Genomic DNA, 13643 nt, shown 5'->3' with positions numbered 1-13643 from the left:
GCAGATAGTTCCCTGTGGGCCAGGGGCTTACACAGCAGGAGGCTGGGTATGGGCACTCGGATTTGCTCTGCGGCCAACAGGGTAACCCGGCGAATTCTTCTTGAACTGGTTCTGTCTCTTATTGTGCGAGTGGCATAAAATAGTAATATTTAGAGGTGCTGAGATTTTGGCGGCAACTTCGGGGGGTGACAGAACGCACCCACTTGAGGGTGGCCTGTCTAATATCAGCGCCTTTATGATGCGGGTCACCGGGTAATAGGTCTGAAACATTTGATATAGGCGGACTCGGGGCCTTGACTGGCTGATGTCGAAGTCTATGGTCAAGCCTAAACTGAGTGAGTAGAGGGGCCCGGGTGACCATCTCCTCTACTCACCGATGTTAGCGATGTAGATCGTTATCCATACGACTCATCGCATTTGACAGTGCATTCGATAGGCGCTAACTCCTCTTCGGTCTCTGTAGTAGACTCCGATTCTGTGGTAATGTTGTTGAGGTAATGCTCAATTGACGTACGGAACTTATCCCAGCGATTACCTTTTAGAAGTAATACAGGGCAGTTTTTGCCAGTCCAGTGCTTGTGCGTGACAACGGCATCAACTGACAAGGAAAAGTCGTACAGAAGACACGCGCAGAGTCGGGCAGCACGATCATAAGCTGCCTTCTGGCTAATCTCTTTGTGCATGCATATTTCTATTCCAAGACTTACACCGTTTCCTTTGCCAGCATGCCATCCTTTTTCTGATGCCGGTAATTGCTGGATAACCCGCATATCATCAACGGTGTAATGCCATGAAACCCAATTCTTTTTACCACTCCGAAGTATATAATAGCCCGTCTTACGTACCCATTTTGAATGAGCCTTCGCATCAGCTCTGGAGCCTGTATTTGATGTATTGTGAATAGTTAAATATTCAGGCCTTATTGGGACCCCTGAACGATTTGGCCGACCTTCGTCAATCAGTTCAACCTCAAGGCCCAGTGATTCACCTAACTCACCTCTTCGCATTACCAATTCCTCCATATTAAGGACAGTGTTGACGCAGACACTAGCTGAATCTGCCGCTTCAGAAATTCGGTACGGTGCTGAAGTCTAAGTGGTAAAGATTTCTGCAGTCCGTGTTAATGCGTTTGTTACAAATTGTTTATGAAACTGATACTCCATTAGCAACTATAGGCAAGTCATCTAGGTTCCAGTTGTTTTTCTCTATTTCGTTTATAAACGTTTGAGTTCTGTAAATGGTTTTACGTAAGATCCGATTACTATGGTACTTGAGCCACTGGTGGCGGATGTTAACGTAGGACGAAACCCAGGCTTTTTCATCCCCTCCGCGTGATGGAGGTAATTCGATGAAACGTTTGCGTAAAAACATTAGTACTTGGCCCGAGTGGATGTAAGAATCGTATATGACTAAAGCGCTTAAAGACAACTGTATTTGATTGCGTTCACACCAAGACATAGCGGGATTCCAGTATACCTCGTCGAAAAATTCATCTTGCGTATCTCGCATTATTTGGTCTTCTCTTGCAGCGGAGAGCAAAAGATTTTTGAATTCTTCGTCTTCATGTAAAGGTGTATTTCCGATTAATTCTAAATAAGGAACGAAATCATCGGAGTAACTTCCTTCGCGCTCAACGTACATTTCAATTAAGGTTAATAGATTTCCCTGTTCTGTTGTTTGATGTTTGCCAAATGTAATTTGCTTGCTACGACCTATTCCATCACGGTATACAACTAATTTGTCATATTGGCATTCTGGCGCCCCAGCTTCAAATACGTTAAGGATTTTTTGAATTAGCTTTTTCTTTTCGGTCACTTTCTGCCTCCTTATCTCGTTGGTAGCTAGCTTTTTAATACATGAGTAAAGGGTAGATTCTGAATTCGAATTTCTCACACTTATATAATGATCATCGTGACCACTATTCCTTTCGTCACTATTTCACTTGCAAATATACGTTAACTGGCTATTTTCCCTTACGAAATTAATAGATTGCAGGCACTTGGCACCGTAGAGCTAACTGAAAAAAGGCCATCATGACCACTATCTACTTTTTCCCGCAATTTTATAACTTGTTGGTTATAAAGGTGATCCTGGTCATCAGCGGCGGATACTGTCTTAAGCGATAAACTACGCAGCGGAGGTGCACTATGATAAGGCCAAGCTAACTCGTAATGGTCGATGACGGTCGGAATCAAAGTAAGGGCTACAAAGGCTCGGACGATGGGATGCCTCTCTATACCCCTGCCCAGGCCATATACGACGCGCAAAGGTTTATGGCGATAGTGGAGATATATAAGCTGGAGTTCTCGAAAGAAGAGTTAGTCTAGATTCTGGCCTTGCTGGAAGAATAGAAAGGGAAAAAGTTACACTTCAAATTCATCCAGGCCGACTTTTCACCCAATGGTGTAGAAAAAATTAGAAGTTCAGGGGAAGCGCACCAAGCATGCAACAAACGATAGGTAACTTGCTGATTTTTAATAGGTGTGTGGTGCCCGGGGCCGGACTTGAACCGGCACGGCCGTGAAGCCGGGAGATTTTAAGTCTTATATAACTCATTGATTCTTATAGATTTTCTATTTTTTATGGGTGTTTTGGCCAGTTAAAGACCAATTCACCCTGCTATTTTGGCCAAGTCTGATTCGGTACTGTACCGAAATATGTTCCGTGTACCAAAGGAATGACGCCCACAAACACAATCAGTGGGCTTTATTTTCCTCTTCAGGTCGCATAAAGTAGACCTACCAAAAGAGACAAGGGTAGTTGTGTTGCCCTTAGGCACGGACTTTCAAGAAAGGATGCAGGCCATGACAAGACGACATTTCTAAGCGGGCTCTTCTGCCCAGCTGACTAACACCCCCAACAGATTTTAAAGCTTGGTCAATAGCGACCCGGCCACCCCTTTGCCTGGAGAACTACTATGGAAGACTTGGTACTTGTGCAAGAGCAGCTTGAGAAGGGAATGAGAGAGTACGGTGTTCACCGCTACCTGAAAGCCATTGAGCGCCGCAAGCAGCATGGTGAGGAGGCAGATACGAGTTACGGCAAGACTCTCATCAAGCGCTCATTACTCATTTGTGAAGAGGCGCTAAAGGAGGAGATGGAGCGTGATAGTAGTGCTGTCGGTAGGCACAACAAGGCTCTGAAGTACCTCAGGCAGGGCGAGCTAAGGCCCCTCATATTCATTGCAATGCGCTTCCTCTTCAATGGCATCAGCGCTGGAAGGCAGCTTCAGACACTGTGCAGGCAAATTGGCCAAGCCATTATGGATGAGGTCAATGGGCAGGCTTACCGTGAGCAGTTCAAGGAGACTGGTAAGAAGCTGCAAGCTCAGGCTGCTAAGCGTGTTGGGTATACCTACAGACGCGAACTCTTCAGAACCTTCCAGAATAATACCGAGGATTTTAAAACTGACCGTTGGGATACGGATTCCCAGGTGGTGGTTGGTGCGAAGATGATTAGCATCATCATTGAGAAGACCGGGCTCTTCTACATCCAGAACACCAGAGAGAGGCACAAGTCCTGCAAGTACCTGCTGCCCACTAAATCTTGCTTGGATGCAATTGAGAACCATGTGGAAATGATGAGTGAGATTTGTGTGAGCTATCAACCCATGGTTGTGCCGCCCAACAAATGGGAAGAGGGGAGTGCAAAGGGAGGTGGTTATATCTCTCCCTGGATTAAGCCGTTGCACATGGTCAAGACACGGAATGAAGCCTACCTCTCAGACCTCGCCCACATGGAGTTGAAAGAGATCCGTGCAGCCTTGAACGCGGCTCAAGAAACCCCTTGGAAGATTAACCTGGGCGTGTTGGAAATCATGGAGAAGGCTTATGAGCTGAACAATGGTATGGCTGAGCTGCCTTTACGGATTGATGAAGACCCGATTCCAAGGCCCAGTGAGACTGCTACTGAAGAGGAAGTTGATGAGTACAGGCAGGACCGCCGCAACCAGTTCCAACGCATCAGGGCTAACAAGGGCCGTCGCATCCAGTTTGTAGGGACTCTCACATGTGCCCAACGCTACAGGGAGTTTGAGAATATCTACTTCCCTTACCAGCTGGACTTCAGAGGGCGTCTTTACTCAGTTACTAATGGCTCGCTGTCACCACAAGGGGCTGACTTCAGTAAGGGGCTGCTGCACTTTGCAGAAGCTAAGCCGTTGGGAGAGCGTGGCCTGTACTGGCTTAAGGTTCACATGGCGAATCTCATGGGGGTGGATAAGGTGAGCTTTGATGAGCGAGTTGCATACGTGGATGAGAATTGGGGGGAGTTCATAAGGTGCGGTCAAGATCCACTAGCAAACCTGCTTTGGACTGAGGCTGATAAACCTTGGCAAGCATTGGCAGTCTGCTTTGAGCTGGTGGGGGTGGATAGGGAGGGAGTGAACTTCGCCAGCCGGATACCAGTCGCTTTGGATGGCTCTTGTTCAGGGCTCCAGAACCTGGGAGCTTGTTTGCGGTGCGAGGACACGGGTAGGGAGGTCAACTTACTACCTGCTGACAAGCCCGCTGATATTTACCAGAAGGTTGCAGATAGGGTAATTGCGTCTATTGCGTCCGTCAGTCCTACTAAGTGCGACAAGAAGGCAGCGATAGAAGCTGCTAAAGAGCTAATGAAACTGATTGGAGCTGACCACGGCATCACCACCCCCAAGAGAATGACTAACGCCATAGAGAGAGCGATTAGTGATTGTCCGCGAGACAAGTTGAGTGAAGCTTCCAAGGAGATGCGAAGCATTTATCACCGCGTCGTGGAAGGATGGGCTTGGCTGAAGTTTGGTATCACTCGCAAGACTACTAAGCGAGCCGTGATGACTTTTCCCTATGGCTCCAAGAAATTCGGTTTTAAAGAGCAGCTGATGGAGGACATTCTCATCCCGACTTACAGGGAGCTTTCCACCAAACTTCAGCAGGGTGAAATCACACAGCAGGAATATGAAGAGCAGTGGCCGTTCACTGGAAGAGGGCACTTAGCAGCCAATGTTCTTGCTGATGAGATTTACTCTGCGGTAACTGCGACAGTTGTTAAAGCCGCTGAAGCTATGGATTGGATGCAGCAGACAGCTCGTTTGGTTACTAAGTCTGGTCGCACCATAAGCTGGACCACTCCTTTGGGCTTCCCGGTTCAGCAAAGGTACTTTGAAATGAAAGAGAGGAGGATACGTACAACTCTTTGTGGCGAGACGTATTGGCCAAGGCTTGCAGAGGCAACTGATAAACCTGATACGCGCGCTTCAGCAAACGCCATCTCACCGAACGTAGTGCATAGCCTAGATGCAAGTCACCTGATGATGGTGGTAGGGCTGTCAGCTCAAGAGGGCATCAACAGCTTTGCACTCATCCACGACTCCTTTGGAACACATGCAGCAGATACCGATAAGCTCTTCGGGGTAATCCGCCGTGCTTTCGTTGAGCTTTACCGTGAGAACTACTTAGTGCGACTTAAAGAGCAGCTTACTGCCCAGGTTGCTCCTAAATACAGAGAGGATGTACCGGAACTACCAGAAGAAGGGTGCCTGGATTTAGAAGCAATCCACAAGTCCGCCTATGCATTTGCCTAGCAGGTCTACTAAGCGATACAAGCGGGGTTTTTTGTTGCCCCTAGGCACAGGAATTTAGTGCCCCGCAGATTTGTTGCCCTTAGGCACAGAAAAATTTAGCTGAACCAACAGGTGACTCTATGAAACCACTTACGGCTATTTACACACACTTCATTGATAAGGGCCTGCCTATCCCCGCTGAAGTTTTAAAGCGCGCTATGAAGGCGGGTATCAATGTTACTCAATTCACAATGACAGGTAATAAAAAGAGTGGCTAAGACTATTCTAACCCCGGTTACAGCGGCGAAATTCCCGCACCTTGTAACCCCCAATGACCACTTCAACAAGGAAAATCCGACTTACGAAACCAAGCAAGTCTTTGACATGGAGAATGATGAACATGTTGCTTGGCTTGAGCGTTTCCGTGAGCAGGGTGCAAAGCTTGTTGAAGACTTCCGTGCAGAGATTGTTAAGAAGGGAGGCAAGCTCGCTGCACAGGCTAAGAAAGCAGAAGTAATCCTCCCTATTGAAGAAGATTACGATGTTGAGGGAGAAGGTGAGGAGCAAACCTATACCCCTAACGGTAATTTTGTTCTGAAGATGAAGCAGTACTCCTTGTATAAGGACAAGAAAACAGGGGAGATGAAGAAGCGTTCATTGCCTTTGATTGATACCGCTAAGAACCCTGTGAAAACAGGAGATTTCTATACAGGTTCCAAGCTGGTTGTAGCATTCCGCCCGAATGTCTCAATGGTGCAGGGCAAGCTCTACCTCACTTGCTACATAGAAGCCGTGCAGATACATGAGCTGGCGACCGGGCACTCCGCTCTTGATGCCTTTGGTGTATTTGAAGACGGTTTTAAAGGCGCTGCCAGTTCTGATGAATCAACTCCAGATTCAGATGGTTATGACGCTGGGGGTGACTCTTCAGGTTCTGATGAGGGTGCGCCTAATTTCAACTTTTAAGGGATACAAGCAAGACGCTACGCATATCGTTTCCTTTAAGTTGCCTTACCCACCCTCAGTAAATAACTACTATGGCCGCACCCGCACTGGTTCGGTTTTCATCAAAAAGCCCGGTAAGGAGTTTAGGGCTACCGTTCAAGCTGCCCTTGCTCCCTATAACCTCCAGCCCCTTCAAGGAAAGCTCCGAGTTTGGATTGAAGTTTTCCTTCCTGACCGCCGCAAGAGAGATATAGACAACATTAATAAAGCTCTTCTGGATGCTTTAACGGCTGCTGGAATTTGGGTTGACGATGATTTGGTAACGGACCTCCGCTTGGTTAAGGCGGGGATTGAAAAGGAATTGGGAGGATATGTCGTAGTACATATCGCAGAAATATGTTCGGAAAAAGAAAAGTAACCAGAGCAATTTTGGTTGATGCCACTTTCACGCCTAATTCAGAAGACAAATCAGCGTGGGACATGGAAGGCATTGATAGAAGTAAAGGTGCGCTGGGAATCAGGTCTCACTACATCATCAGACGTAACGGTGATGTTGAGAAGGGTAGAGAGATTGATGAGGTGTGCTGCACAGGCGAGCACCAAGTAGATAAGGAATCAATTTTAATCCTGCTAGTGGGCACAGATAAATTCACAAAGGCTCAAGCGGGAGCTGTAAACGGACTGGTGGATTACCTTCAGGAAAAGTTTCCAGAGGCTGGGCCTGCATTCATGGTGGATGTGGATGAGCCAGAAAGAACAAGTTATTGATTTTGTAGAGAAGTGGGGATCAATTGATTCTCATAAAGCATTTCAACTCTTTGGAATTACACGGCTGGCAGCAGTCATCCATGAGTTGAAAGAAACAGAGCACGCAATGAAAGCTGTCTATGACGGCACGGTGAAAAGCGGCTTTGCAAGGTATGAAGCTGACCCTGAAGAGAGATTCAAAGCTGTTAAGAAGCGGCTCAGCAAATCCTGTAGTAAAGGAATACAGGAAGCTTCATGCCCGAGAGATGTTGTAGCAGCACTGACTGAAGCCCTACGAAATGCGTTGACTTGGGCTAGGGAGGTCGGTGATGGGTGAGTGCGTAAGGAAGGAGCCTTGCCCTTGTGGTGACTCCAGTGACGCGCTGCAAATTTATGAAGATGAGTCTGGGTTTTGTTTCAAATGCGATAGCTACTTTAGTGAAGAAGAGCTTTCAGGTCAGGCATCCCCAGACAAGTCAAAAGGGGGTTCAGCAGCCTCCACTATCACGCCTATTCAAGGCGACTACATATTCCTTGAAGCTCGTGGAATCCAAGCCGATACATGCAGAAAGTACGGATATAGAGTTGGATTCTATGAAGGCCAACCCGCTCAGATTTGTGATGTGAAAGATCTGAATGGAAATCTTATCGGCCAAAAAATAAGACTAAAAGGCAAAGACTTTCGGACCCTCGGTAAGGGAGTAGTTGAGTCCCTTATAGGTGCCCACCTATTCAGTGGTGGTAAGAAAATAATCATCACTGAAGGCGAAATAGACATGCTGACTCTAAGTCAGGTGCAGGGTAATAAATACCCTGTAGTGTCTCTTCCAAACGGCGTTAAGTCAGTTAAGAAAGCCATTGGCAACAATCTTCAATACCTCGCCAATTTTGAGGAAGTGGTTCTCTGTTTTGATATGGATGAACCTGGGCGAGAGGCAGTAGCTGAAGCTGCTTTGATGCTCATGGACCACAACGTCAGGGTTATGAATCTCCCTGAGAAAGACCCCAATGAAATGCTTAAGAAGGGGCTGGTGCAAGAGCTGGTAAGGGCAGTATGGAATGCTGAACCCTACAGGCCAGATGGTCTGGTCACATTAGATTCGCTGGTAGAGGAAGTTATTAAGCCCGTTGAAATCGGTCTTGATTGGTTCCTCCCAACACTTACTAAACACACTTACGGACGCCGCCCAGGTGAGGTGTACTTCTTTGGCGCCGGGACAGGAATGGGTAAGACTGACCTGTTCACTCAGCAAATGGCTTTTGATGTAGAGACGCTGAATAAACCAGTCGGCGTGTTCTATCTGGAAATGGGCACAGTTGAAGCCGCCAGAAGAATTGCTGGGAAAGTTGCTAAGAAGACCTTTCATATCCCTGATACAGGATGGACTCAAGAGGAGCTGGTTGAAACCATTCGGCAGCCCTCACTAAAAAACAGGGTAACTCTTTTTGACTCATTCGGAGTGACCGAGTGGGACAGCATTAAGCAACACATTATTTATCTCGCTAGTCAGGGCGTAAAACTATTTTACATAGACCACCTAACTGCCTTGGCGACTGGTTCTGAGAAAAGTGAAAAAGAAGAGCTAGAGCGAGTCACTGCTGATATGGCCATGCTGGCGAAACGCTACGGCCTAATCCTCCATGTTATTAGCCACCTCACAACACCAGAGCATGGTTCTCATGAGGAAGGCGCGCGCGTGACTATCAGGCAATTTAAAGGGTCACGGGCAATCGGTTTTTGGGCTCACTTTATGTTCGGCCTAGAAAGGAATCAGCAAGCCGCTGATGAAGAAGAGCGTCAGACAACGACGTTCAGAATTTTGAAGGACCGTTATACCGGGCGCGCTGCTGGGGTAACGATAAAGCTTGGGTACGATTTTGAAACCGGCCTTCTGTATGAGCAGGAAACTTTTACAGAGCCATCTACTAGCACTGAAGAAGAGGAACCGCGTTATGCGTTTTAAAAAAGGTGATGAGGTTAAGGTTGTACGTTCTGGAAAAGGCAGCCCATATTGGAACATGACAAAAGAGTCCATGGTTGGGGATGGCAAACCCTATGCAGTGGTTAACATTGATGATGATGAACCTACTGTTCGTTTGAACGTAGGTTGGTTCCATAGCCACTGCTTGGAGTTAGTTGAAGACGAACCTGAAAGCGCCGATGAAGTTGCCGTTGAAGAGACTCCTGAACCTACTTTCAAAGTCGGTGATAAGGTTCGTATTACCCATAAAGTACGGTATTGGGAAGATAACTGTTGGGTGCCTTCTATGGATGCTTCAATCGGTTGTGTAGGGACCATTGAAAGCACCAGAGAAAGGGGAGATTTTTACATTACCCCATTTGGTAAGTGCTACCCACCTGAGTGCTTAGAGCTGGTTACTGACGAACCCGGTGAACATGCCGAAGAGCTTATCTCTGAGGAAGTTACTGAGGACTCATCGGAAACAGTTAAACCATCTCCAGCGCCCCGTAAAACCCTTGATGACTGCTCTCCAGAGGAGTGGGATGCAGCTTCGCGTTCTGTACGTGGTATTGAGTCTACACCTTCTCCTGAAAGTGACGCCCCAAGTGATACCTCACGCGGTGCTTATGTTGTTCAGGAAGGCGGCTCGCATTACAAAAAGTTAGCTATTCAGCCCATGCAATATTCCATGGCTAATGGCCTGGATGCCTGCCAGCACACCATCGTTAAATATGTAACTCGCCATGAAGACAAGGCCGGTATTGCAGACCTTCGCAAGGCTCGCCACACCCTTGAAATCTTGGCTCAAGAGAAATATGGAGAAGCATTGTAGTTGAGACTGGCCTTTGATATTGAAACAAATGGCCTTCTTCACCAGCTCACCAAAATCCATTGCATTGTCGCAATCTGCATAGATACCGGAAAGGAGTATATCTACACAGGCTCAGCTATTAAGCAGGGCGTAGAGATGCTTGCAAGAGCGGAGCTTTTAGTCGCTCACAACGGTATTAACTTTGATGTTCCCGCAATCCAAAAGCTATTCCCAGACTTTAAGCCAGACCATAAGGTGGTACTGGATACTCTTGTCTGTACTCAGCTTATCTATAACGACCCCTTAGAAGAAGACATAAAACTCGCTCAGCGTGGATTACTGCCTAAGAAGCTTCTTGGCAGGCATTCACTAGAGGCGTGGGGCTACCGTCTTGGCGACTATAAGGGTGATTTCAAACCTGAAAACTATATCAATCCAGAAACTGGTGAACCTCATACGTGGCTCACAATTCCTTTCTCACAGGAGATGCTGGATTACTGTATTCAGGATGTGAAGGTAACGATAAAGCTGCTTAAGAGTATCCAGTTTAAACGCACTACTCAGAAGGCTTTAGACCTGGAGCATGAGGTAGCTTGGCGTATGGCTGAGATAGAGCAGTACGGTTTCACATTCAATGTGGCCGGTGCATCTGAGCTTTACGCTGAGCTTGTTCAGGAGAAGTATGAGCTTGAGCAGCAGCTGATAAGCACCTTCGGAAGCTTTGTTAAACGCGGTAAAGAAATAACTCCCAAGAAGACGATTAACTATCGTAAGAATCCTCTGCAAGCAGACCGAACTGCGGGGGCACCTTACACCAAGATAGAGATAATCAAATTCAATCCTGGGAGCCGTGACCACATCGCTAAAGGGCTTATTGAGCGGTATGGATGGGAACCTCAGGTATTTACTGACAAAGGAAACATAACTGTTGATGAGACTGTGCTGGAAGCTCTTCCTTATGAGGAGGCGCATCTAGCAGCTCAGTATCTCCGCAATAATAAGCTCCTGGGTCAGCTTGCAGAGGGCGACAATGCGTGGTTGAAGCTGGAGAGAGAAGGGAGGCTCCATTGCCACGTAAATGCCTTGGGGACTGTAAGTCACAGGGCAAGTCATAGTAAACCAAATTTAGCTCAAGTGCCGAGCTTACGGGCATATAAGGGGAAGGAGTCAAGAACCCTCTTCACTGTCCCTGAAGGCTGGTATTTGATGGGCAGCGACGCATCAGGATTGGAGCTGCGTTGTCTAGCCAATCGTATTTTCCACTGGGATGGTGGGGCATACGTTCAAGAGATTTTAAAAGGCGATATACATACCGCTAACCAGCAAGCTGCTGGGCTGAAGACGCGGGATGAAGCAAAGACATTTATATACGCCTTTCTATATGGGTCTGGCGACCAAGGAATAGGGGCACTACTAGCTCCCGCTGCAAGCCCGAACCAACAGAAGAAAATTGGAGCGGCAACTAAAGCGCGCTTCTTAAAGGCTATCCCGGCCATTACAGCCCTCCGTAAATCCGTTGCAGGGCAGCGCACCAAATTTAAACAAAAGATTAAAGGGCTTGATGGCCGCTGGCTTCACTCGCGTAGTGAGCACAGTGCGGTGAATCTATTACTCCAATCTGATGGAGCCCTGGTGTGTAAGAAATGGCTATGTGTATTTATGGAGCTGATGGAGTCAGTTGGATACAAGCTGGGTTGGGAAGGGGACTTTGTATTGTCTGCCTGGGTACATGATGAGATTCAGGTTGCTTGCAGAACAAAAGAAATCGCCGAGAAGGCAGGTGAGTTCTCTCAGAAGGCTATGAGAATCACCCAAGAATTTTTCAAATTTAACTGCCAGCTAGATACCGACTTCAATATCGGCAAGAGCTGGGCGGATACGCATTAATGATGAATCATAGGGAACTAATAAAATTAGGTGAGGGGAAGTCACTCAAACTTTACAAGTGTACTGGTGATAAGTGGACGATTGGCTTTGGATGGAACATAGAAGATAACGGAATTCCTGAAGAGATTGCTGAGCAGTTGCTAGATGTTGGAATTGAACGTGCTGAGAAAGACCTCTTTCACATCTTTGGTTGGATCTTCATTTCTGACTTAAAAGAGAATCAGTATGGACGCTACTGTGCGCTTTTAGACATGGCGTACAACCTGGGCTTTGGTCGCTTTAAAGGCTTTAAGAAGATGATTACTGCTGTTAAAGCACATGACTGGGAAGAGGCTGCTGAACAAGCTAAAGATTCTCGCTGGTATAATCAGGTTAGGGATCGCAGTGAACGCGATGTTCACCTCTTAAGAACAGGGCGATTCCCAGCATGAAGAAACTGCTCCTTATTGATACCGATATTGTTGCTTACAAGGCATGTGCAAAGGCTGAGTTTGAATGTGACTTTGGTGATTGGACATTCCTAGCAACAAACTTTGAGGTGGCCCTCAATAACGCTGTTGAGCGCATTGAATCTATTCGCGAGCGCTTAAAAGCTGATGAAGTGGTGCTTTGTCTGACTGATGACCACAACTGGCGAAAAGACGTTTTACCTACCTATAAGCGAAACCGTATAGGGACTCGCAAACCCATGAAGCTGCCTGAGGTGAAGGCGGCTCTTTGTGAGCAATATGAGTCCTTTCTACGTCCCGGCCTAGAGGCTGATGACGTTATGGGAATTCTCGCTACTCATGCCGGTTATAAGCCCAAGTTCAAGAAGATTATTGTCAGCGAAGATAAAGATCTTCGGACTATCCCTGCACTTGTTTTCAACCCTGACAAGGACACTAAGCCCCGCCTGATTACTGTGGATGAGGCTGACCGCTGGCATATGGCGCAGTCCATTGCTGGTGATGTTACTGATGGTTATACCGGCTGCCCTGGAATGGGCTTGTCAGGCGCTGAAGAGCTGATTGCTGAGCCTTATCAGTGGGAGCAATACGAACATACCTTCAAGTCTGGACCGAGGAAGGGGAAGACTGAAGAGCGTTGGCGAAAGATACCTTGTGAAGATCTTTGGGAAGGCGTTGTTAGCTGTTATGCGAAGCAAGGTTTAACTGAGGAATATGCACTATCACAAGCACAAGTTGCGAGGATTTTGCGCGCATCTGACTACGACTTTGACAACAAAAAAGTAATCCTATGGGAGCCTATCAATGAACATTGAAGTGAAATATGTACATCACATGGGAACAGACTTAACGGTTGCTAATGCCGCTGGTCCTACGCAACTTGAACCTGAGTTCTGGGAATGTTTGGAGGACTGGGTATACGCCCCAGATAGGCCGATTTTAACTCCTGTTTTTGATTACCCTGGAAGAGATCGCATAACTGATGCTGCTGAAGACGGTGAGCCTTCAGTGTTTAGGCACACGATGCTGAGCGTGATTGTAACCGCACCTAAAAAAGCCTATGTACGCTGTTTGGAGACTGGACTAGGCACCGTAACCCGTCTACGGAATCAAACCCTGAGTGTCGGTTGGAAGAGATGGCTATGGACAGGCTCTGTCAATCAGTTTGCAGAGTTTGCAAACCACCATTTAGGTAGTAGTTGCTCTGAAGAATCCCGGCAAATTTCAATCAAGCTGGATGAGATTTGTCAAACCTTGTTCCCTTATTCCTGGGGAGCTTTATCTCAAAACTCTTAAAGAGG

The 13643-nt window shown here is 47.1% G+C and carries 14 protein-coding genes; 12 read left to right on the top strand and 2 right to left on the bottom strand.

Features of this window, described 5'->3' with window-relative positions; genetic code table 11:
- Positions 1–395: 395 nt before the first annotated feature.
- Both ACCI49_RS14970 and ACCI49_RS14965 read right to left on the bottom strand, forming a co-directional pair.
- Positions 396–1007: a peptidoglycan recognition protein family protein gene (locus ACCI49_RS14970; RefSeq protein WP_371839851.1), complete on the bottom strand. Its 612-nt coding sequence runs from the start codon at positions 1005–1007 to the stop codon at positions 396–398.
- A gap of 136 nt (positions 1008–1143) precedes the next feature.
- Complete coding sequence (locus ACCI49_RS14965; RefSeq protein WP_371839850.1) at positions 1144–1815, bottom strand: chitosanase; 672 nt, start codon at positions 1813–1815, stop codon at positions 1144–1146.
- A gap of 1102 nt (positions 1816–2917) precedes the next feature.
- Between ACCI49_RS14965 and ACCI49_RS14960 the strand changes: the two genes are divergently transcribed.
- From ACCI49_RS14960 to ACCI49_RS14905, 12 genes are all read left to right on the top strand, one after another.
- On the top strand, positions 2918–5560 hold the full coding sequence (locus ACCI49_RS14960) for a DNA-directed RNA polymerase (protein ID WP_371839849.1): 2643 nt from the start codon (positions 2918–2920) through the stop codon (positions 5558–5560).
- 119 nt (positions 5561–5679) lie between these two features.
- Positions 5680–5817: a hypothetical protein gene (locus tag ACCI49_RS14955; protein WP_371839848.1), complete on the top strand. Its 138-nt coding sequence runs from the start codon at positions 5680–5682 to the stop codon at positions 5815–5817.
- Positions 5810–6505 (top strand): hypothetical protein, encoded by a 696-nt coding sequence (locus ACCI49_RS14950; protein WP_371839847.1) that lies wholly within the window; start codon positions 5810–5812, stop codon positions 6503–6505. The genes ACCI49_RS14955 and ACCI49_RS14950 overlap by 8 nt, the downstream gene beginning before the upstream one ends.
- Positions 6483–6902 (top strand): RusA family crossover junction endodeoxyribonuclease, encoded by a 420-nt coding sequence (locus ACCI49_RS14945; RefSeq protein ID WP_371839846.1) that lies wholly within the window; start codon positions 6483–6485, stop codon positions 6900–6902. The genes ACCI49_RS14950 and ACCI49_RS14945 overlap by 23 nt, the downstream gene beginning before the upstream one ends.
- Positions 6881–7252, top strand: coding sequence for an N-acetylmuramoyl-L-alanine amidase (locus ACCI49_RS14940; RefSeq protein ID WP_371839845.1), 372 nt, complete (start codon positions 6881–6883; stop codon positions 7250–7252). Before ACCI49_RS14945 ends, ACCI49_RS14940 begins: the two co-directional genes overlap by 22 nt.
- Positions 7227–7568 (top strand): helix-turn-helix domain-containing protein, encoded by a 342-nt coding sequence (locus ACCI49_RS14935; protein ID WP_371839844.1) that lies wholly within the window; start codon positions 7227–7229, stop codon positions 7566–7568. The genes ACCI49_RS14940 and ACCI49_RS14935 overlap by 26 nt, the downstream gene beginning before the upstream one ends.
- Complete coding sequence (locus ACCI49_RS14930) at positions 7561–9195, top strand: DnaB-like helicase C-terminal domain-containing protein (protein WP_371839843.1); 1635 nt, start codon at positions 7561–7563, stop codon at positions 9193–9195. The genes ACCI49_RS14935 and ACCI49_RS14930 overlap by 8 nt, the downstream gene beginning before the upstream one ends.
- Positions 9185–10027: a hypothetical protein gene (locus tag ACCI49_RS14925; RefSeq protein WP_371839842.1), complete on the top strand. Its 843-nt coding sequence runs from the start codon at positions 9185–9187 to the stop codon at positions 10025–10027. The genes ACCI49_RS14930 and ACCI49_RS14925 overlap by 11 nt, the downstream gene beginning before the upstream one ends.
- Positions 10028–11893 (top strand): DNA polymerase, encoded by a 1866-nt coding sequence (locus ACCI49_RS14920; RefSeq protein WP_371839841.1) that lies wholly within the window; start codon positions 10028–10030, stop codon positions 11891–11893. It begins immediately after the preceding gene.
- On the top strand, positions 11893–12324 hold the full coding sequence (locus ACCI49_RS14915; protein WP_371839839.1) for a glycoside hydrolase family protein: 432 nt from the start codon (positions 11893–11895) through the stop codon (positions 12322–12324). The genes ACCI49_RS14920 and ACCI49_RS14915 overlap by 1 nt, the downstream gene beginning before the upstream one ends.
- Positions 12321–13157: a hypothetical protein gene (locus ACCI49_RS14910; protein ID WP_371839838.1), complete on the top strand. Its 837-nt coding sequence runs from the start codon at positions 12321–12323 to the stop codon at positions 13155–13157. The genes ACCI49_RS14915 and ACCI49_RS14910 overlap by 4 nt, the downstream gene beginning before the upstream one ends.
- Positions 13147–13638 (top strand): hypothetical protein, encoded by a 492-nt coding sequence (locus tag ACCI49_RS14905; RefSeq protein ID WP_371839837.1) that lies wholly within the window; start codon positions 13147–13149, stop codon positions 13636–13638. Before ACCI49_RS14910 ends, ACCI49_RS14905 begins: the two co-directional genes overlap by 11 nt.
- Positions 13639–13643 lie beyond the last annotated feature (5 nt).

Source organism: Microbulbifer epialgicus (genome assembly GCF_041447265.1).
GTDB classification, from domain to species: domain Bacteria; phylum Pseudomonadota; class Gammaproteobacteria; order Pseudomonadales; family Cellvibrionaceae; genus Microbulbifer; species Microbulbifer epialgicus.
This window is presented reverse-complemented; position numbering and strand designations above follow the sequence as displayed.